Origin of the sequence: Tessaracoccus lapidicaptus, assembly GCF_001693815.1 — a bacterium.
Classification (GTDB): Bacteria; Actinomycetota; Actinomycetes; order Propionibacteriales; family Propionibacteriaceae; genus Arachnia; species Arachnia lapidicapta.
The window spans coordinates 34220-54387 of sequence record NZ_MBQD01000005.1; the positions used below are offsets into that span (position 1 = coordinate 34220).

Genomic DNA, 20168 nt, shown 5'->3' on the forward strand with positions numbered 1-20168 from the left:
CCCGCGGGGAGTCGGACCGGGATCCATACCCTCCACGGGATCTCCGCCAGTCCGGCGGACCGACGCGAAAGGATCCACCGTGCGACTCCGCTCCACCATCATGGCGTTCGTCCTCGCCCTCACCCTCCTGCCGGCGCTGCCCGCGCGCGCCGACGACTCCGACCTGGCCAAGGCCACGGCCGCCATCTCGTGGCTGACAGCGCAGACGAACTCTGCCGGCATGCTCGAGTCATCGGCCGGCTATGGGGACGTCGGACTGACCCTCGACGCCGTGCTCGCCGGCGCCGCCGCCGGGGCACCGACGACCACCCTCAACCGGTGGCTCGACGGCGCCGCCACCGTGTTCCGGGAGCGCGTCATCTACTCCACGGGCGGGCGCGACACCGGCACGATCGCCAAGGCCGTCGTGGCGCTGCACCTCGCGGGCCGCAGCACGACCTCCTACGCAGGCGTCAACCCGCTCGCGCTCACGTCGGAGTCCTTATCGCTGGGCGCCGCGGCCGGGTGGGCCGGCGAGCCGGGCAAGCCCACCAACGTCAACGCGTTCGGCCAGGCATACGTCATGCTCGCGCTGGCGCGCACCGGCACCGTCCCGGCGGCGACGGTCTCGTTCCTCGCGAGCCGTCAGTGCAGCGACGGCGGGTTCCCGATGTACTTCACCCAGACCTCGTGCACGACCTCCGACCCGGATGGCACGGCCATGCTCGTCATGGCGCTGCGTGGCGCCCTGGCCGACGGGGTACCCGGGGCGAAGGCCCCCCTGGACCGTGCGACCGCCTACCTGGTGGCCGCCCAGCACAGCAACGGCTCGTATGCGGCAACGATGCCGGACGGGACGCGGCCGGAGAACGCCAACACGTCCGGGCTGGCGGCCGCCGCCCTGGCCGACGTGGCCCCGTCCTCGGTCGCCAAGGTCCGCAGCTGGATGGCCACCATGCAGCTGACCGGCGGAGCCGACACCGGCGCCGTCGCCTACAACGCCGCCGACCGCGCCCGTGGCCTCGTCTCCACCACGACGCGCCCGCGGTGGGTTCGCGCGACCACGCAGGGCCTGCTCGCCTTCGCGCCGGTGAGCTTCCACTCCATGCTCGGGTTCAGCGTCTACTCGCGCGAGGGCGTGCACACCGTCAACGGCCGGCAGTGGCGGACCCGCTGCGAGCCGTACTCGCAGACCACCCGCTGCTTCACCGACATCTGGGCGACCAAGGTCACGGAGCAGGACGGGCGCTTCGTCGTCCAGACCGGGTGGGTGTTCAACAATCTCAGCTACCTCCCCTCTCCACGCTCGCTCTGGGTCACCAACCCACTCGGAGGCAAGGGCCAGGTGAAAGCGGCGTTCAGCTGGACCGCGGCCGACGGCCGAAAGTGGCGCGTGGAATGCGACTCCGCCGTGACGGGGTGGGGCGGCTGCCGCTCCTACATCTGGGCGCGCGTGATCGTCAACACCGCGTCCGCCGGGCAGCCGGCCCGCTACACGTGGGACCAGGACTGGGTGTTCAACAACCTCGTCTACTTCTCCTGACCCTGGGCCGTCGGCCTGCCCGGCAGCCGGACCGTGCCGTCGGGTTCCTCCTGGACCCAGCCCCGTTCGATCAGCTCGGCCAGGTTCGCCAATACATCGACCATGCTCTGCCCCGTGCGGGCGGCCAGTTCCGCCACCGACACCGACTCCCGGGCACGGATGGACTCGCGCAGCTCCCGCGGGCCCGAGGGGAGTGCATCGATCGGGCGCGATTCGCCGCGCCCGTCGGGCTCCTCTCGCGTTCCCAGGGGCGCGAGCAGGCTCAGGACGTCGTCGGCCGACCCGACCAGCACCGCCTCGCCCTCCCGGATCAACCGGTGGGGCGTCGCCGTCAGGGAAGAGGTCACCGGACCGGGTACCGCCATGACGGGACGGCCCAAGGCCGACGCCCAGGAAGCGGTGTTCTTGGCGCCCGACCGCGCGGACGCCTCGACGACCACGACACCGGCCGACAGCGCGGCGATCAGCCGGTTCCGGGCGAGGAAGGCGTACCGGGTGGGCCGATACCCGGGCGGCATCTCCGAGACCAGCGCGCCCTGCCCGATCACCGCGTCCGCCAGCCGCGCGTTCGCCGAGGGATACGGCTGATCGAGGCCGCTGGCCACGACGCCGAGCGTCAGACCGCGTGACCCGAGGGCTCCCCGGTGGGCGGCGGCGTCGATGCCGAACGCCAGGCCCGAGACGACCGGACGCCCCGCCGCGGCCACGTCGGCCGCCAGCGTCGCCGCCACCTGCTCCCCGTACGTAGTGCAGGCGCGCGCCCCCACCACCGCCACGCCGCCGGTCAAGGCGGACAGCTCAGTGCCCCGCACCCAGAGGCCCATCGGAGGGCCGGCCTGGCCCCCCACCGACACCCCGGCCAGGAGGTCGACCTCGGCGGGCCACTCTGAGTCGCCCGGGATGAGGAACCGGCTCCCGCATGCCGCCGTTGCGCGCGCGATCACGTCCGGGTCCACCGCCGCCGCCCGACGGCCCATCGCCGACGATGCCATCTCCGCGCGCAGCCCCTCCCAGACCGCTTCGGCTCCGACCGCCGCCACGGCTTCGGCCACCGCCGGCGAGCCCATGGCCCCCAACCCGCACAGCCCCATCCGGGCGCGGCGCTCCCCCACACTCACGCTGCCCCCCTCATGTCGCCCTGCCTGAGCTGCAATGCGGCCCTGACCTCCCGCTCGCCGACCCGGTCCCGCCCCGACAGATCCGCGAGTGTCCAGGCGAGCCTCAGGACCTTGTCGACGCCGCGGGCGCTGAGTGTGCCCCGTTGCAGCGCTGTGTTGAGGACCCCGAGGTCCGACGGCAGTGGCAACTGCTGACGCAGGTACGACCCCGCCACTTCTCCGTTGGTGGTCCACGGGGTGCCGGCAAGGCGCCGCCGCTGCCGGTCGCGCGCCGCCACGACGCGCTGCAGCACCGCGGAGCTCGGTTCCGCGGCCTCCGAGCCCACCTCCATGAGCACCCGGTTGACCGACGACATCTGATGCTTGATGTCGATGCGGTCCAGGATGGGTCCGCTCAACCTCTCCTGGTAGCGGCGAACCTTCAGGGGGTCGCACGTGCAGTCCATGCCCGCCAGTCCATGGCGGCCGCAGGGGCACGGGTTCGCGGCCAGGACGAGCTGGAACCGAGCGGGGAACGTGGCGGAGTGCCGGGCGCGGCTCACCGTGATCGTGCCCTTCTCCAGGGGCGTGCGCAGGGCATCGAGCTTGGTGCCGAAGTCCGGGCACTCGTCCAGGAACAGCACCCCTCGGTGAGCCAACGAGATGGCCCCCGGCCGAAGCTCGCCGGTGCCGCCGCCCACCAGCGCCACCGGGGTGACGGAGTGGTGCGGGTCCGCGTAGGGGGGCCGCACGATCAGGCCGGTGAGCTGCCGCCCGGCCAGCGAGTGCACCGCGGAGACCTCCACGGCCTCCTCCTCGTCGAGATCCGGCAGGATCGACGGCAGCCGGGCCGCCAGCATGGTCTTGCCCACGCCGGGCGCGCCGTGCAGGAACAGGTGGTGGCGGCCGGCGGCGGCCACCTCCAGGGCGAACTTCCCGTCCTCGTGGCCGATGACCTCGGACAGGTCGGGGGCGAAACCGTCCGGCCCGTCGAAGGGCGGGGACGAGGCGTCGGCCGCCTCGGTGGGGTTCGTCACCGGCTTCCCCGTCAGCAGGTCGATCACCTCCGCGAGGCGACCCGCGCCCCACACCGTGACCCCGGGAACGAGGGCGGCCTCGTCCTGCTGCCCGGCGGGAACGATGGCGCGCTCGAATCCCGCTTTCGCGGCCGCCAGCATGGCCGGCAGGACGCCGCGCACCTTGCGGATGCGCCCGTCCAGGCTCAGCTCCCCGATGAGCACGGTCCGAACCGAGGACACCAGTTCGACCTCCCGCTGGGCGATGAGGGCCGCGACGGCGACCGCCACGTCGTAGTGAGTGCCGCCCTTCGGGAGGCTCGCGGGCGACAGGTTGATCGTCACCAGGCCCGGCGGCCACTCGAGCCCCGTTGCCAGCACGGCCGCCCGGACCCGTGCCTTCGCCTCACTGAGGGCCGCGTCCGGCAGGCCCACGAGCTGCACCCTCGGCAGGCCGCCGCCGGTGGCGGCCTCCACCTCCACCGGGAAGCCGTCGATCCCCGACAGCGCCACCGACCAGACCCGTGGCCTCACCATTCGTCGATCCCCCGGGCGTAGCTCAGTTCGCACTCCCCGTCCCGCGGCCACAGCACCCCGACGGCGTCCACCCTGATCCGCGGGGGCCGCAGCCGTCGCTCGCGCACGAACAGGGTGCCCAGCCGCCGGAGCCGGCACGCCTTGGCGTAGGTGATGGTCTCCAGCGGAGCCCCGTAGCCGGTGCCCGAGCGGCTCTTGACCTCGACCACGACGAGCGTCCGGCCATCGGGCTCCACCGCCACGATGTCGATCTCGCCCTCGCGGCAGCGCCAGTTCCTGGCGATCACTCGCCAGCCGCGCTCCTCGAGAAACTCGGCTGCCCGTTCCTCACCACGGCGCCCCAGCGCCTGCGTCGGTCTTTCCATCGTCGACCACCTCCGGACCCGTGATCGGCGGACGTGGCGTCCGTTTCCCGTTATCCACAGGAAACGGTGGGTGTCACTTGTTGTCGGGCACCTGGAGCTCGGAGTGGGCGATCTCCTCGATGGACACGTCGCGGAAGGTCAGGACCTTGGCCGACTTCACGAACCGTGCCGGGCGGTACATGTCCCAGACCCAGGCATCGCCCATGGACACCTCGTAGTAGACGTCACCGCCCTCGGTGCGCACCTTGAGATCCACCGCATTGCAGAGGTAGAAGCGCCGCTCGGTCTCCACCGCGTAGGTGAAGATGCCGACCACGTCCTTGTATTCGCGATACAGGTCGAGCTCGAGCCGGCTCTCATACTGTTCAAGGTCTTCGGCGCTCATGGTCTTCTCACTCTAGCCGCTCGCACCACGTTGTCGAAGCACCAGCGGTGGATGTCGGACGGGCCGTGCAGGTCCAGCGCGGCCTGATGGACGGAGGTGCAGTACCCCTTGTGGACGGCGAAGCCGTACTCCGGGTAGGTGGCGTCGTGCGCCACCATGATGCGGTCCCGGGTGACCTTCGCGACGATCGACGCGGCGCTCACACAGGCCGCCACCTTGTCGCCCTTCCACATCGCCAGCCCCGGCACCCCGAGCCCGTCGACGGCGAATCCGTCGGTGAGGACGAAGTTGGGGGCCACATCCAGCCGGCCGACCGCGCGGCGCAGCCCCTGCAGATCCGCCTGGTGCATGCCCAGGGCGTCGCACTCACCCGCCTCCACGACCGCCACGGCCACGGCGACCGCCCGCGACATGATCTGACCGTGCAGCCGTTCGCGCGCCTCCGCGCTCAACACCTTGGAGTCGTCCAACCCCTCGATGGGCCGCCCCGGGTCAAGGATCACCGCGGCGGCCACCAGCGGCCCCGCGCACGCCCCACGGCCCGCCTCGTCGGCGCCGGCCACCGGCCCCAGCCCCGCCCGGACCAGCGCGCGCTCATAGCCGTACGGCCCGCGTCCCAGCCGGATCATCAGCAGCCGGGCTCCACGTGGATCAGCTCGGGCTCGGCGGGCGGCTCGCCCGTGGCCGCCGGTACCGCCGTGAAGGTCTCCGGCAGCGAGAACGTCGCGAGCCGGTCCAGCGGTGCCACGATGGCCACGGCAGCGCCCACCACGTTGTCGACGGGCACGAAGGCGCTCGCCCCGGGGTTGCGCGACACGTCAGCCAGGCGACACCGCGAGTCCGCCGACGCGTTGCGATGGTCGCCCATCACGAAGATCCGGTCAGCCGGCACGATGATCTCGAAGGGGACGCTGACGGCGGCGACCTGCACGCCGTTCTCGCTGTAGAGATACGGCGTCTCGTCGAGGACGGCGCCGTTGACCTCGATCCGCCCGTCGTCGGTGGTGCGCACCCGGTCCCCTGGCATCCCGATCACGCGCTTGATGAGGTGTTCGGTCCCCGAGTTGGGGAGCACACCGACGAACTCGAGGGCGATCTTGACCGGATTGGTCGTCGGCTCCGTCGCCCCCAACCAGTCGCCCGGATCCTCGAACACGACGACGTCACCACGCTGGAAGCCGCCGAACTTGGCCACCAGCACCCGGTCGTTGACCTGCAGCGTGTTCTCCATCGACCCCGAGGGGATCACGAACATCTGCCCGACGAAGCTGCGCAGGAGGGTGGCGATGACGACGGCGCCCACGAGGATGAGCACACCCTCGGTCACCCAGGAGAGAAGCCGACGCCCGACACTCGGACGCCCGGGCTCAGGCGGCCGCACGTCATCGGGGCGATCAGTGGTCGGTTCCACGAATGTTCAGTCCTTCGGCGGGGCGGCAACGCTGCCCCAGCATACCGCCCGAGCCCCGGCCCCGAACGCAGCGGACCGCCGGTGACGATGTCACCGGCGGTCCCACGACGCGGAGCGTGCGCTCAGTCGCGCTTCTCCTTGATCTTGGCGGCCTTACCGCGCAGCCCGCGCAGGTAGTACAGCTTGGCGCGACGGACGTCACCGCGGCGCTCGACCTCGATCTTCTCGATGATCGGGCTGTGCAGCGGGAACGTGCGCTCGACGCCGACACCGAAGCTCACCTTGCGGACCGTGAAGGCCTCCTGCACGCCACCGGCGGTGCGGGAGATGACGACGCCGGCGAACACCTGGACGCGCGAGCGGGTACCTTCGACGACCTTCACGTGCACCTTGACCGAGTCGCCGGGGCGGAAGTCGGGCAGGTCGTCGCGGAGAGCGGCCTTGTCGATCTCGAGGATCAGTTTGTTGGTCATGATCAGCCTTCCGTCAGTGCCACAGGTCACCGCGGGTAGTTCCTACCTGGGTCCGGCGCAGGCGTTCCCCCCATGGCAGGAGCTGCGTGGATCAGGGCTGCCCGGTTGCGGGCAACGACTTGTCATTATGGCAGACACCGGCCCGCGCATGAAATGCGGAGTGGGCTCCCGGGAACAGTCCCCGAGAGCCCACCCGTCAGATTTCGATGCGGACTCGCCTGGCGGCTCGTCCTGTACTCAATCTGAGTTCTCTCCGACTACTGCCGGAGCGAACTCACTTCCCGTCGGCCTTGAACATCGCCGCGATGAGATCGCGGTTCAGCTTCGAGATCGACTCGAGCGGGATGCCCTTGGGGCACACCGCCGCGCACTCGCCGATGTTGGTGCAGTTGCCGAAGCCCTCTTCGTCGTGCTGCGCCACCATCGACTTCACGCGGCGGTAGCGCTCGGGCTGGCCCTGCGGCAGCATCGCCAGGTGCGTGATCTTCGCCGCCGTGAACAGCATCGCGGAGCTGTTCGGGCACGCCGCGACGCAGGCGCCGCAGCCGATGCACGTGGCGTTGTCGAACGCTTCGTCGGCCTCCCGCTTGGGGGCGGGGGTCGCGTGCGCGTCCGGCGCCGAGCCCGTGTTCGAGGAGATGAAGCCACCCGCCTGGATGATCCGGTCGAACGACGTGCGATCCACCGCGAGGTCCTTGATCACCGGGAACGCACCCGCACGCCAGGGCTCGATGTCGACGGTCGCGCCGTCGGCGAAGGAGCGCATGTGGAGCTGGCACGTCGTGGTGCGCACACCCTCCGGCGCGCCATGGGCGACACCGTTGATGACCACGCCACACATGCCGCAGATGCCCTCGCGGCAGTCGTGGTCGAACGCCACCGGCTCCTCGTTGCGGTTGGTGAGATTCTCGTTGAGAAGGTCAAGCATCTCCAGGAAGGACATGTCCTCGGACACGCCGTCCAGGTCGTACTCGACCATCCGGCCGGCAACCTCCGGGCCGGCCTGACGCCAGATACGTAGCTTGAGCTTCACTTGTAACTCCGTTGCTTCAGTTCGATTGCCTTGTAGTTCAGCGGCTCTCGGTGCAGCACGGGCTTGCCGCCCTCGCCGCCCCACTCCCAGGCCCCCACGTAGAGGAACTCGTCGTCGTGACGCAGCGCCTCGCCGTCCTCGGTCTGGGACTCACCGCGGAAGTGACCGCCACAGGACTCGCGGCGGTGCAGGGCGTCGATGCACATGAGCTCGCCCAGCTCGAAGAAGTCCGCGACGCGGCCGGCCCGCTCCAGCGCCTGGTTGAAGTCCTCGTTCACGCCGGTGACCCGGACGTTGGACCAGAACTCCTGCTTGAGCGCACGGATGAGACCGATGGCCTTCTTCAGACCCTCATCGGTGCGGTACATGCCGCAGTACTCCCACATGATGTTGCCGAGTTCCTTGTGGAACGAGTCCACCGAGCGGGTGCCCTGGATGCTCAGCAGCTTGTCGATGCGGGCCTGTGCCGACTCCCGGGCCTCGACGACCGCGGGGTGGTCCTGACCGACCTTGTCGAACGGTGCGTCCGCGAGGTAGTCGTTGATCGTGTTCGGCAGGACGAAGTAGCCGTCCGCCAGGCCCTGCATCAGCGCGGAGGCGCCGAGGCGGTTCGCGCCGTGATCGGAGAAGTTGGCCTCGCCGGTCACGTACAGGCCGGTGATCGACGACTGCAGGTCGTAGTCCACCCACAGGCCACCCATGGTGTAGTGCACCGCCGGGTAGATGCGCATCGGCACCTCGTACGGGTTCTCACCGGTGATCTGCTGGTACATGTCGAAGAGGTTGCCGTACTTGGCTTCGACGGCCTTCTGGCCGAGACGCTTGATGGCGTCCGAGAAGTCGAGGTACACGCCGCGGCGGACCTGACGCTCGACACCGTGCTCGTCGCGCTCCGTGACGGCCGGGCCGACGCCGCGGCCCTCGTCGCACATGTTCTTCGCCTGCCGCGACGCGATGTCGCGCGGGACCAGGTTGCCGAAGGACGGATAAATCCGCTCCAGGTAGTAGTCGCGGTCCTCCTCGGCGATCTGCCGCGGATCCTTCGCGCAGTCCTCGGCCCGCTTCGGGACCCAGATGCGGCCGTCGTTGCGGAGCGACTCGGACATCAGCGTGAGCTTCGACTGCGTGTCGCCGTGCACCGGGATGCAGGTCGGGTGGATCTGCGTGTAGCAGGGGTTGCCGAAGTAGGCACCCTTGCGGTGCGCCCGCCAGGTGGCGGTCACGTTGCAGCCCATGGCGTTGGTGGACAGGAAGAAGACGTTGCCGTAGCCGCCGGTGGCGAGCACGACGGCGTCCGCGGTCCAGGTCTCGACCTTGCCGTTGACCATGTTGCGGGTCACGATGCCGCGGGCACGCCCGTCGACCAGGATCAGCTCCACCATCTCGTGGCGGGCGTACATCTTGACCGTTCCGGCCGCGATCTGACGCTCGAGCTGCTGGTAGACGCCGATCAGCAGCTGCTGACCCGTCTGGCCGCGCGCGTAGAAGGTGCGCTGCACCTGCACGCCGCCGAAGGACCGGGTGTCGAGCAGGCCGCCGTACTCGCGGGCGAAGGGGACGCCCTGCGCGACGCACTGGTCGATGATGTTGGCCGACACCTCGGCGAGCCGGTAGACGTTGGTCTCCCGGGCGCGGTAGTCGCCGCCCTTCACCGTGTCGTAGAACAGGCGGTGCGTGGAGTCGTTGTCGTTGCGGTAGTTCTTCGCCGCGTTGATGCCGCCCTGGGCCGCGATGGAGTGGGCCCGGCGCGGGCTGTCCTGGTAGCAGAAGTTGAGGACGTTGTAGCCGGCCTCACCCAGCGTCGCGGCCGCGGCGCCACCGGCCAGGCCGGTGCCGACGACGATGATGCTGAGCTTGCGGCGGTTCGCCGGGTTGACCAGGCGGGCCTGGAACTGTCGGGTCTGCCACACCTTGTCGATCGGCACACCCTGGGGGGCCTTGGTGTCGGCGATGTCCTGGCCGTCGACCCAGTAGTCGTTGACGGCCGCGGGGGTCGTGGTGGGTGCAGTCATCAGATACCAACTCCGAACAGAACGGCCAGCGGCATGATCATGAAGCCGACGAACAGGACGACCGCCACGATGATGGCCAGCACGTTGAGGATGCGGGCCGAGCGGCCGCTCGTGTTGCCGCCGAGGGTGACGAAGGCGCTCCAGAATCCGTGCCGGATGTGCATGCAGATGAGCACCATGCAGACGGCGTAGAGGAGCACCATCCACCAGAGGCTGAACGCGGCCAGCACCAGCGTGTGCGGCTCGTCCGCGTCCCCGCCGCTGACCGAACCGGGCACGATCGTGAACTGGATGAGGTGGAAGATCAGGAAGGCCGCGATGATGATGCCGCCCCAGCGCATGGTGCGCGAGGAGTACGTCTGCGCCTTCTTGCGGCTCGTCACGTACTTGTCACCGCGGTTCTTCAGCGTCCCGGCCGACAGCGACGCCGCGGCCCAGATGTGGAGGATGACGGACAGGACGAGGGCGAACCGGAAGATCCAGATGAACCACCCGGCCGGGAGGATCGGGTACAGGATCCCGCCGTCCTCGGTGGTCCCCTTGAGCCAGTGAGCGTAGTGATCGAAGGCCTCGGGACCCAGGAACATCTTCAGGTTGCCGTACATGTGCATGAGCAGGAACGCGATCATGATGAGTCCGGTCACCGCCATGATGACCTTCTTCACCACCGTCGAACGCAGCGCACGTTGATGAAGGGTGAGTGTTGTTGCCACGGGCGTCACTCTAGCCAACTGGACCCGCGAGAGGGCGGTGGGGTGACTTATCGAACCCGCGTTTCGCTAGGCTATTTACGTGCGTTTCTCGTCGCGAATATCGTCGCCAAGCAGGTCCGGGCGGCGGGTACGGGTGCGTTCCAGCGCCTGTTCCGACCGCCACTGCGCCACCCGGCCGTGGTGGCCGCTGAGGAGGACCTCGGGTACCTCACGGCCCCGCCAGACGGGCGGCTTGGTGTAGTTGGGGTACTCCAGCAACTGGTCGTGCCCCGCGGAGTGCGACTCCTCCACCAGCGATTCCGGGTTGCCCAGGACCCCCGGCAGCAGCCTGACGACCGCCTCGATGATGGCCAGTGCCGCCACCTCCCCGCCGTTGAGGACGTAGTCGCCCAGCGACACCTCGACCAGTTCGTAGGCGTCTGCGCAGTGGTCGATGACCCGCTGGTCGATGCCCTCGTAGCGGCCGCACGCGAAGACGAGACGGGGGCGACCCGCCAGCCCGTAGGCCAGCTCCTGCGTGAACGGCCGGCCGGCCGGGGTGGGCACGACGACGGTCATGGGCAGCGGCGACGCCTGCTCCAGCGCGTCGAACGCCTCGCCCCACGGTTCGGGCTTCATGACCATGCCCGCGCCGCCGCCGTACGGGGTGTCGTCGACGGTGCGGTGGCGGTCGTGCGTCCAGTCCCGCAGGTCGTGGACCGCGACGTCGACGGTGCCGGCGTTGATGGCCTTACCGACGAGGCTGAGCCCGAGGGGCGCGAAGTAGTCGGGGAAGATCGTGACGATGTCTAGCCTCATTCGTCGATGTCCTCCAGCAGTCCCCCGACGTCGGCCAACCTGACCACCCCTGCCGCGAGGTCGACCTCAGGCACGAGAGCCGCCACGAATGGGACGAGCCGCTCCTCACCCGACGCCGTCGCGATCTGCAGCACGTCCTGCGCGGGCAGGTGCAGGACGTCCTCGACCCGACCGACCTCACGCCCCACATGGTCCAGGACCAGCAGCCCCACGAGCTGCCGGTCGAAGTACTCCTCCGGCTCGCTCGGCGACTCGTCGGCCGGCACGCGAGCGGTGAGGAGCGCCCCGGTGAGCGCCTCGACGGCGGTGCGGTCCGGATAGCCGACGAGCCCGACGACCAGCCGGCCGCGGTTCCACCGCACCCGCGAGACCTCAATCCGTCGGCCGTCGATGAAGAGCTCGGCCCCCTCGTGGAACCGGCGCCCGGGCTCGTCGGTGAGCACGTCGACGGCGATGTCGCCCTTGATGCCGTGGGCGCGCCCCAACCGCCCGACGGTGACCTCGATGAGCTCGCTCATCCCTTGACCTACCTCTCGTGGGGCGGAGCGCCCCGTGACGCGCGACGCCCCGGGCTCCGCAGGGGAACCCGGGGCGTCCGCGCGATGTTCAGCGCCGGCGCGGACGATCGACGTCCACGAAGTCGACGCGGATGCTCTCCTTGCCGGCGAGCGCCGTGATGACGGTCCGCAGGGCCTGCGCGGTGCGGCCCTGGCGCCCGATCACCTTGCCGACGTCGTCGGGGTGGACGCGGACCTCGAGGAGTCGACCTCGCCGCAGATCCTTGTCCTTGACGGTCACGTCGTCCGGATTCGACACGATTCCGGCGACGAGGTGCTCCAGCGCCTCGGCCAGCACGATCAGGCCTCTTCGGCCGGCGCCTCGGCGTCGTCGGCCGCGGGGGCCTCAGCCGCAGGAGCCTTCTCCGCCTCGGAGGCCTTCTTCTTGGCCTTCGAGATGGCCGGCGCGGTGGCGTCGGAGTCCTCGGCGAGAGCCTTCGCGAACTCGGCCTCACGGTCGCGGCGCGGGGGCTGCGGGTCGATGCCCGCCGGCGTGGTGTCGCCGGTGAACTTCTGCCAGTCACCGCTGCGCTTGAGGATCGCGACGACAGCCTCGGTGGGCTGCGCGCCCACGGACAGCCAGTACTGGGCGCGCTCCGAGTCCACGCGGATCACCGAGGGATCGTTCTTCGGGTGGTAGATGCCGATCTCTTCGATGGCCTTGCCGTCACGCTTGGCGCGCGAATCGATCACGATGATGCGGTAGTGGGGCGAGCGAATCTTGCCGAGTCGCTTCAGGCGAATCTTGGTTGCCACTGGTGTGGGATCTCCTGTACTGAGAGTCTGGTGCAGACGTTGAGCGGTGGACATGCGCAGGCGCGTGGGGCACGCTGCACGTGAACCTGGGTCCCCTGCGTCCGGTTGAGAGGGCCCGGGCACAGAGATGCATCCGACATTGTGCCAGATGCCGCACCGGCGCCCAAACGCCGGCGCGGCCCGTCGCCTAGGATCACGGCGTGGACATCAGCGAGGCGGCGTTCGAGTCGCTGGTCGAGGAGGCGTTGGGGCAGCTGCCCGAGCAACTCACCGTCGGCCTGGACAACCTCATCTTCGTCATCGAGGACGAGCCGGAGGACGGCTCGGACTCGCTCGGCTGGTACGAGGGGACGGCGCTGACCGAGCGTGACCAATACGGCTACGGTCAGCTACCGGATCGCATCGTGCTGTTCCGAGGCCCCCTGACGCGCATGTGCCGCCACGAGGACCAGCTGTTCGAGGAGATCTGGGTCACGCTGCTGCACGAGCTCGGCCACTACCACGGCATCGAGGAGGACGCCCTCCACGAGCTGGGTTGGGGCTGAGTCAGCCGCAGACGGCCGGCAGCTGGCCCGCGAAGGCGAGCGGCTGTCCCCCACCGCAGAACGCGCCGCTGACCGCCGGGCGCACGCCTTCGCGGGCGTCGACGGCGGGCGACTGGCCGAACGCGCGCTCGACACCCAGCCACGCCTCCCACATGTCCGGCGGCTGCACCGCCTCGACGCGCGTGTCGTCGGGATCCAGCCCGGCAGCCTCGGCGGCGTGCCGGAAGAAGTCCTCCCGGCCCATCACACCGTCGATCAGGCCGAGCTCCTGCGCACGGCGCGAGTCGTAGAGGTGCGCCCCGAGGGTGTCGCGGATGGCGTCCTCGGCGATGCCCCGGTGCTCCGCGACGTGGGAGACGAAGGCGTCGTACTCGTTGGCCAGCCCCTGCTGGTACACCGCCCGCTCCTCGTCGGTCATCGGACGGTACGGGTTGCCGAAGTCCTTGCCCTCGCCCGCGGTCAGGTACTCGGTGGTGATGCCGCCGGTGGTCGTCACGCCGCTCTCGAGCAGGCTGCCGCTGGTGGCGATCACGCCGTCGTAGTACACGAAGGGGCCGAAGATGACCCCGATGGATCCGACCATCGCCCCGTGGTCGGCGAGGATCTCGTCGGCGGGCGCGGTGGCGTACACGCCGCCGGAGGCGGACGTCGAGCTCACGTGCACCAGGACCGGGTTCCCGGTGCGCTCGCGGTAACGGACGATCGCGTCGCTGATCGCCCGCGACCCCGCGATGCTGCCACCCGGGGTGTTGACGAGCAGCACGACGCCCGAGGCGTCGTCGTCGCCGAGCGAGTCGATCTCGGAGGCCACCTCGTAGCCGTACGTGCCGGAGACAAGTAGCGAGCCGTCGGACGCGTCGGCCAGGATCGGTCCCGACACCGGGACCGCCCGCAGCGTCTGGGACCCGTCGCCCCAGATGGTCGCCAGGCGCGTGGTGGCGGAGCCCGCGGCGGTGCCGACCAGCGTCAGCGAGCTCGCGATCAGGAGCGCGCCCAGCGCCAGCGAGCTGACCAGGATCGCCACGCCGAGCCCGAGGCCGATGCCGGTGCCCAGGCCGAAGCCGTGTCCGAAGCCTCCTGCGGGCCGGGCCGCCGCGGGCGCCGGCGCGGAGACCGGATCCATCCTGCCGGGGCCGGGCGCGGGCAGGTCGGGCGAGCGCTCGCCGACGGACGGGGGCGGGAAGGCGGGCTGCTGATCGGTCATCGGGTCCTCCTGCTGGTCGACGCGCCCACCCTAGCCGGAGGCGGGTCCGCCGCCGGAGGTCAGCAGATGACGCGGCCGCGGAGCACCAGGGCCCGCGGGCGGCGCAGCGTGCTGAGGTCCTGGCGCGGGTCGGCGTCGAGGACGATGAGGTCGGCGCTCGCCCCGGGGGTCAGGGAGTCGGCACCGAGCCAGGTCCGCGCGCGCCAGCTCGCCGCGCCCAAGGCGTAGTCGGTGCCGGCGATCGCGGCCAGTTCGTCGATCTCGTCGCGGATCCGGCCGTGCTCGACGACCGTGCCGGCGTCAGTACCGGCGTAGACGGGCACACCCGCCTCGATGGCGGCCCCGATGGTGCGGTGGCGGCGCGCGTAGAGGTCCATCATGTGCGTGAAGTAGCGGGGGAACTTCTCCTGCGCCGGGGCGGCGTAGGCGGGGAAGTTGTCCAGGTTGATCAGCGTCGGCACCAGCGCGGTGCCGCGGGCGGCCATGTCGGCGATGCCCTCGTCCGACAATCCTGTGCCGTGTTCGATGCAGTCGATGCCGGCGGCGACGAGTTCGTGCACCGCCTGCTCCCCGAAGCAGTGCGCCGTGACCCGGGCGCCCTCCTCGTGCGCTACGGCGATCGCCTGCGCCGCGACGTCGGCGGGCCACAGCGGAGCCAGGTCACCAACGCCCCGGTCGATCCAGTCCCCCACCAGCTTGACCCAGCCGTCGCCGGACCGCGCCTCGTGGCGCACCTGGTCGACGAGCTGCTCCGGCTCCACCTCGGCGCCCAGGTGACGGATGTACCGCTTGGGCCGGGCGACGTGCCGGCCGGCGCGGAGGAGCCGCGGCAGCGCCGCGTCCTGCTGCACCCACCGGGTGTCCGACGGCGATCCGGCGTCGCGGATCAGCATCGTGCCCGCGGCGAGGTCGGCTCGGGCCTGCTGCAGGGTGCGGTCGTGGCTGACCCCGCCCTCCGGCCCCAGGCCGATGTGGCAGTGGGCGTCGACGAGCCCCGGCAGGACCCAGCACCCCTCCGCGAGGGTCTCCGCGCCGGACACGGGTTCGTCGGTCAGGAGCCCGCCGTCGATCCAGAGCTCCCGCGGCTCGTCGTCGGGCAGGAACACTCCAGCGATGCGCAGGGCCATGGATGTCTCCTGGTCAGAACTTGGGCTTGTTGGCGTCGAACATCTTCTGCAGCTCCGGGGGCAGCTGGAACTCGTCCAGTGACTGCGGGGCGGGGGCGGCCGGCCGGGCCGACGGCTGGCTGCGCACGCCCTTGGGCCCCTTGCGCTGCTGCTTCTTCGGCTGCTTCTTCTGCGGCGCGCGCCGTCCGCCCATGCCCGGCATCCCCGGCATGCCGGGCATGCCCCCGCCGGCCATGGCCTCCATCATCTTGCGGGCCTCGACGAACCGGGTGACGAGCTTGTTGACCTCCGACACCTGGACGCCGGCACCCTTGGCGATGCGAGCGCGGCGGGAACCGTTGAGGACCGACACGTCGTCGCGCTCGGCCGGGGTCATGGAGTAGATGATCGCCTCGATCCGGTCGATCTCCTTCTCGTCGATCTCGTTGATGGCGTCCTTGAACTGGCCGGCACCGGGCAGCATGCCGAGGATCTTGGACATGGGCCCCATCTTGCGCAGCTGCTGCATCTGCGACAGGAAATCCTGCAGGCCGAACTTGCCGCGCCCCATGAGCTTCTCGGCGGCCGCGCGCGACTGCTCGGCGTCGAAGGTCTTCTCGGCCTGCTCGATCAGGGTGAGCACGTCGCCCATGCCAAGGATGCGTGACGCCATCCGGTCCGGGTGGAAGCGGTCGAAGTCGCCCAGCGCCTCGCCGCTCGAGGCGAACATGATGGGCTTGCCCAGAACGCGCGCGATGGAGAGCGCCGCGCCGCCGCGGGCGTCGCCGTCGAGCTTGGTGAGCACGACCCCGTCGACCCCGACCCCCTCGTCGAAGGCCTTGGCGGTGTTGACGGCGTCCTGGCCGATCATGGCGTCGACGACGAACAGCGTCTCGTGCGGGCGGACCGCGGCCTTGATGTCCGCGGCCTGCTGCATGAGCTCCTCGTCGATGCCCAGACGGCCCGCGGTGTCGACGATGACGACGTCGTACAGCTTGGCCGACGCGTGGGCGATGGCACGGCGGGCCACGTCGACCGGGTCACCCACGCCGTTGCCGGGTTCGGGGGCGAAGACGTGCACACCGGCGCGCTCGCCGACGATCTGCAGCTGGTTGACGGCGTTGGGCCGCTGCAGGTCCGCAGCCACCAGCAGGGGCGCGTGCTTCTCGGCCTTCAGCCAGCGCGCCAGCTTGCCGGCCAGGGTCGTCTTGCCCGCGCCCTGGAGGCCGGCGAGCATGATGACCGTGGGCGGCTGCTTGGCGAAGCGGACCGCGCGCGCCTCACCGCCGAGGATCGAGATGAGTTCCTCGTGGACGAACTTGATGACCTGCTGCGACGGGTTGAGCGCCTTGGAGAGCTCGGCCTCCATCGCCCGGCCCTTCACGGCCGCGACGAACTCCTTGACCACACCAAGGTTGACGTCGGCCTCGAGCAGCGCGATGCGGATCTCCCGCATGGTGGCGTCGATGTCCGCCTCGGTGAGGCGGCCCTTGGCCCGCAGGCCCTTGAACACCGACGACAACCGGTCCTGCAGCGTGTCGAACACTGTTTGAGCCCTTCACCAGACGACTGAACCGCACCAGGATACCGGGGATCGGACCCGCCTCCGCCCCGGCGGCACGGCTACCGATAGGCTCCTGACACACTCGCCCGATGACTGCGAAAGGAACCGCCCGCATGAGGATCGGCATCCCCGACGAGGCGCCCGAGACCCGGGCTGCGGCCACACCGGCCACCGTGACGGCTTTGTTGACCCTCGGCTACGACGTCGTCGTCCAGGCCGGCGCCGGGGCGCGGTCCTCGTTCCCCGACCACGCGTATCGCGACGCGGGAGCCGCGATCGGTACCGCCGACGACGTGTGGTCCAGCGATGTCGTGGCGATGGTCGGCGAGCCCTCACCTGCCCAGCAGGCGCTCATGCGCCCCGGTCAGGTCCTCATCGGGTTCCTGCACCCGCGGTCGGACCCCGCGCTCATCGAGGCGTTGGCGGCGCGGGGCGTCACGGCGCTGTCGATGGACATGGTGCCGCGCATCTCCCGCGCCCAGTCACTCGACGCACTCAGCTCCATGGCCAACATCGCCGGCTACCGCGCCGTCATCGAGGCCGGGCACGCCTTCGGGCGGTTCTTCACGGGCCAGGTGACCGCGGCCGGCAAGGTGCCGCCCGCCAAGGTGTTCGTCATCGGCACCGGCGTCGCGGGGCTCGCCGCCATCGGCGCCGCCGGCGGGCTCGGCGCCGAGGTGACCGCCACCGACGTCCGCCCCGAGACCGCCGAGCAGGTGGAGTCGATGGGTGCGAAGTTCGTCAAGGTCGCCGAGGTCGAGGAGGTGCGCTCCTCCGACGGCTACGCGCGCGACACGTCCGCGGACTACGCGGCCAAGGCCGCGGAGCTCTACGCCAGGCAGGCGGCCACCGTCGACATCATCATCACCACGGCCGCGATCCCGGGCCGCCCGTCGCCCAAGCTCATCACGGCGGAGATGGTCGAGTCCATGAGGCCCGGCAGCGTCATCGTCGACCTGGCCGCGGCGGGCGGCGGCAACTGCGTCCTCACGCGGCCGGGTGAGACCTACACCACCGACGGCGGCGTCACGATCGTCGGCTACACGGATCTCGCGAGCCGACTGCCCGGCCAGGCCTCCCAGCTGTACGGCACCAACATCGTCAACCTGCTCAAACTGCTCACCCCCGACAAGGACGGCGAGCTGCGACTCGACTTCGACGACGTCGTGCACCGCCAGATGACCGTCGTGCGCGACGGAGAGGTGACGTTCCCGCCGCCCCCCATCGAGGTGTCCGTGGCGCCCGCTGCCGCAGCCGCCCCGGCCCCCGTCGCCATCCCCACCGCCGCCGCGCCACCGGACCAGTGGGCGCGCTTCCGGATGGTGTTGATGCTGGTGGCCGGTTGGCTGCTGCTGTCGCTGCTGCTGCCCGGCGGTTTCCTGTCCAGCATCCTGGTCTTCGGACTGGCGATGGTCGTGGGCTACTACGTCATCTGGGGCGTCGAGCCCGCCCTCTACACGCCGCTGATGAGCGTGTCCAACGCGGTGTCCGGCATCACGATCGTCGGCGCCATCACCCAGCTCACGTCTCCCCTGCTGTCCGTGCAGATCATCGCCTTCGTCGCCATCGTCCTGGCCGGCATCAACTGCGTGGGCGGCTTCGCCATCACCAACCGCATGCTCGCCATGTTCAAGAGGAGCTGAACCCATGCTCGACAACATCGTGTTCGGCGGCTACATCGCGGCCGCGCTCCTGTTCATCCTCAGCATCGTCGGGCTCGGCAAGCAGGAGACGGCCCGCAGCGGCAACGCCTTCGGTATCGCCGGCATGACGCTCGCGGTGCTCGCCACGGTCATCCACACCTTCACGCGCGAGTGGAACACGGTCGGCTTCGTCCTGCTCCTGGTCGCGCTCGCCATCGCCTTCACCGTCGGGCTCCTGTACTCCACGCGGGTCGCCATGACCGGTCTGCCCGGGCTCGTGGCGCTGTTCAACGCGTTCGGCGGCCAGGCGTCCGCCGCGGTGGGCATCAACTCCGCGCTGCAGGTCGAGAGCTACCCGGTCCTCAGCGACCAGATCGTCCACGGCGTGACGGTGTGGGCCGCGGTGGTCGTGGGCGCCCTGACGTTCTCCGGCTCCATCGTCGCGTTCGGCAAGCTGGGCGGGCGGATCACGTCGCGCCCCGTCGTCCTGAGCGCCCGCTGGCTGGTGATGGGACTCCTCGGCGTGGGCCTGGTCGGCTCGCTCGCGTGGTACCTGGCCGCCCCGAACATCTGGCCACTGGTCATCGCGCACGTCCTCGGCTACTTGTTCGGCATCCTCATGGTCCTCGCGATCGGCGGCGCTGACATGCCCGTGGTCGTCAGCTTCCTCAACTCCTTCTCGGGCTGGGCGGGTGCGCTGTCCGGCTTCGCGATCGGCTCGGACCTCCTCGTCGTGGCCGGCACGATCGTCGGCATGTCCGGCATCATCCTGTCGATCGTCATGGCGCGCGGCATGAACCGCTCGATCGCCAACGTGCTGCTCGGCGGATTCGGCACGGCCGACTCGACCGGCGCCGCGGTCGCGATGCTCGACGCGGACGGCAACCCGCTGCAGGCGGTCAGCGCCGGCGCCGACGAGGTGGCGGGCTGGCTGCGGGAAGCCGACTCCGTCATCATCGCGCCCGGCTACGGCATGGCCGTGGCGCAGGCGCAGCACCCGGTCGCGGAGCTCACCCGACGCCTCATCGCGCAGGGCAAGACCGTGCGGTTCGCGATCCACCCGGTGGCGGGTCGGCTGCCCGGCCACATGAACGTCCTGCTGGCCGAGGCCCGGGTGCCCTACGACATCGTCCTGGAGATGGACGAGATCAACGACGACTTCCCCCGCACCGACGTCGTGCTCGTCATCGGCGCCAACGACACCGTCAACCCGGCCGCGATGGAGGCGGGCTCGCCCATCTCGGGCATGCCGGTCCTCCACGTGTGGGAGTCGCGGCAGGTGGTGGTGTTCAAGCGTTCCATGGCGGCCGGCTACTCGGGTGTCGAGAACCCGCTGTTCGTCCGCGAGAACACCGCGATGCTGTTCGGCGACGCCAAGGCCAGCGCCGAGGCGCTCGTCCACGCCGTCGGCGCGCCGGCGGCCGTCTGAGC

The 20168-nt window shown here is 70.4% G+C and carries 21 protein-coding genes; 4 read left to right on the top strand and 17 right to left on the bottom strand.

What is annotated here, in order from left to right; genetic code table 11:
- Positions 1 to 79 precede the first annotated feature (79 nt).
- Entirely contained in the window at positions 80 to 1522 is a 1443-nt protein-coding gene (locus BCR15_RS02295) for a prenyltransferase/squalene oxidase repeat-containing protein (protein WP_068750038.1), read from the top strand.
- On the opposite strand, the gene dprA is transcribed toward BCR15_RS02295, so the two are convergent.
- From dprA to rpsP, 14 genes are all read right to left on the bottom strand, one after another.
- A complete protein-coding gene (dprA, locus tag BCR15_RS02300; RefSeq protein ID WP_141680002.1) occupies positions 1510 to 2640 on the bottom strand; it encodes a DNA-processing protein DprA in 1131 nt (376 codons plus the stop codon). The genes BCR15_RS02295 and dprA overlap by 13 nt on opposite strands.
- Positions 2637 to 4172 carry a YifB family Mg chelatase-like AAA ATPase gene (locus BCR15_RS02305; RefSeq protein ID WP_068750041.1) on the bottom strand — a complete coding sequence of 512 codons (1536 nt, stop codon included), beginning with the start codon at positions 4170 to 4172 and terminating at the stop codon, positions 2637 to 2639. The genes dprA and BCR15_RS02305 overlap by 4 nt, the downstream gene beginning before the upstream one ends.
- Entirely contained in the window at positions 4166 to 4537 is a 372-nt protein-coding gene (locus BCR15_RS02310; protein ID WP_068750043.1) for a YraN family protein, read from the bottom strand. Before BCR15_RS02310 ends, BCR15_RS02305 begins: the two co-directional genes overlap by 7 nt.
- A gap of 73 nt (positions 4538 to 4610) precedes the next feature.
- Positions 4611 to 4922: a DUF2469 domain-containing protein gene (locus tag BCR15_RS02315; RefSeq protein ID WP_068750045.1), complete on the bottom strand. Its 312-nt coding sequence runs from the start codon at positions 4920 to 4922 to the stop codon at positions 4611 to 4613.
- The gene (locus BCR15_RS02320; RefSeq protein WP_068750047.1) at positions 4919 to 5551 is read right to left on the bottom strand and encodes a ribonuclease HII; all 633 of its coding nucleotides are present in this window, start codon (positions 5549 to 5551) and stop codon (positions 4919 to 4921) included. The genes BCR15_RS02315 and BCR15_RS02320 overlap by 4 nt, the downstream gene beginning before the upstream one ends.
- On the bottom strand, positions 5551 to 6249 hold the full coding sequence (lepB, locus tag BCR15_RS02325) for a signal peptidase I (RefSeq protein WP_078919672.1): 699 nt from the start codon (positions 6247 to 6249) through the stop codon (positions 5551 to 5553). Before lepB ends, BCR15_RS02320 begins: the two co-directional genes overlap by 1 nt.
- Positions 6250 to 6455: 206 nt before the next feature.
- On the bottom strand, positions 6456 to 6806 hold the full coding sequence (gene rplS, locus BCR15_RS02330) for a 50S ribosomal protein L19 (protein ID WP_068750049.1): 351 nt from the start codon (positions 6804 to 6806) through the stop codon (positions 6456 to 6458).
- 274 nt (positions 6807 to 7080) lie between these two features.
- The gene (locus tag BCR15_RS02335) at positions 7081 to 7839 is read right to left on the bottom strand and encodes a succinate dehydrogenase/fumarate reductase iron-sulfur subunit (protein ID WP_068750051.1); all 759 of its coding nucleotides are present in this window, start codon (positions 7837 to 7839) and stop codon (positions 7081 to 7083) included.
- Entirely contained in the window at positions 7836 to 9851 is a 2016-nt protein-coding gene (locus tag BCR15_RS02340) for a fumarate reductase/succinate dehydrogenase flavoprotein subunit (protein WP_068750053.1), read from the bottom strand. Before BCR15_RS02340 ends, BCR15_RS02335 begins: the two co-directional genes overlap by 4 nt.
- On the bottom strand, positions 9851 to 10501 hold the full coding sequence (locus BCR15_RS02345; RefSeq protein WP_068750103.1) for a succinate dehydrogenase cytochrome b subunit: 651 nt from the start codon (positions 10499 to 10501) through the stop codon (positions 9851 to 9853). The genes BCR15_RS02340 and BCR15_RS02345 overlap by 1 nt, the downstream gene beginning before the upstream one ends.
- Before the next feature lie 138 nt (positions 10502 to 10639).
- Entirely contained in the window at positions 10640 to 11362 is a 723-nt protein-coding gene (gene trmD / locus BCR15_RS02350; protein ID WP_068750055.1) for a tRNA (guanosine(37)-N1)-methyltransferase TrmD, read from the bottom strand.
- Entirely contained in the window at positions 11359 to 11880 is a 522-nt protein-coding gene (gene rimM / locus BCR15_RS02355; RefSeq protein WP_068750057.1) for a ribosome maturation factor RimM, read from the bottom strand. Before rimM ends, trmD begins: the two co-directional genes overlap by 4 nt.
- 88 nt (positions 11881 to 11968) lie before the next feature.
- Entirely contained in the window at positions 11969 to 12217 is a 249-nt protein-coding gene (locus BCR15_RS02360) for an RNA-binding protein (RefSeq protein ID WP_068750059.1), read from the bottom strand.
- Positions 12218 to 12219: 2 nt separating this feature from the next.
- Positions 12220 to 12675 (bottom strand): 30S ribosomal protein S16, encoded by a 456-nt coding sequence (gene rpsP, locus BCR15_RS02365; protein ID WP_068750061.1) that lies wholly within the window; start codon positions 12673 to 12675, stop codon positions 12220 to 12222.
- Positions 12676 to 12875: 200 nt separating this feature from the next.
- Here rpsP and BCR15_RS02370 point away from each other — a divergent pair, with 200 nt between their 5' ends.
- Positions 12876 to 13220, top strand: a complete 345-nt coding sequence (locus BCR15_RS02370) for a metallopeptidase family protein (protein WP_068750063.1) — start codon at positions 12876 to 12878, stop codon at positions 13218 to 13220.
- A gap of 1 nt (position 13221) precedes the next feature.
- Here the strand turns inward: BCR15_RS02370 and BCR15_RS02375 are convergent, their stop codons facing one another.
- Genes BCR15_RS02375 through ffh form a run of 3 tightly spaced genes read right to left on the bottom strand, consistent with a single transcriptional unit; the run spans position 13222 to position 17076 of the window.
- A complete protein-coding gene (locus BCR15_RS02375; protein WP_068750065.1) occupies positions 13222 to 14424 on the bottom strand; it encodes a S49 family peptidase in 1203 nt (400 codons plus the stop codon).
- Between the two features lie 59 nt (positions 14425 to 14483).
- Entirely contained in the window at positions 14484 to 15551 is a 1068-nt protein-coding gene (locus BCR15_RS02380) for an amidohydrolase family protein (RefSeq protein ID WP_068750067.1), read from the bottom strand.
- 13 nt (positions 15552 to 15564) lie between these two features.
- Positions 15565 to 17076 carry a signal recognition particle protein gene (ffh, locus tag BCR15_RS02385; RefSeq protein ID WP_068750069.1) on the bottom strand — a complete coding sequence of 504 codons (1512 nt, stop codon included), beginning with the start codon at positions 17074 to 17076 and terminating at the stop codon, positions 15565 to 15567.
- 131 nt (positions 17077 to 17207) lie between these two features.
- Between ffh and BCR15_RS02390 the strand changes: the two genes are divergently transcribed.
- Positions 17208 to 18737, top strand: a complete 1530-nt coding sequence (locus BCR15_RS02390) for a Re/Si-specific NAD(P)(+) transhydrogenase subunit alpha (protein ID WP_068750071.1) — start codon at positions 17208 to 17210, stop codon at positions 18735 to 18737.
- Positions 18738 to 18741: 4 nt separating this feature from the next.
- On the top strand, positions 18742 to 20166 hold the full coding sequence (locus BCR15_RS02395; protein ID WP_068750073.1) for an NAD(P)(+) transhydrogenase (Re/Si-specific) subunit beta: 1425 nt from the start codon (positions 18742 to 18744) through the stop codon (positions 20164 to 20166).
- Positions 20167 to 20168 lie beyond the last annotated feature (2 nt).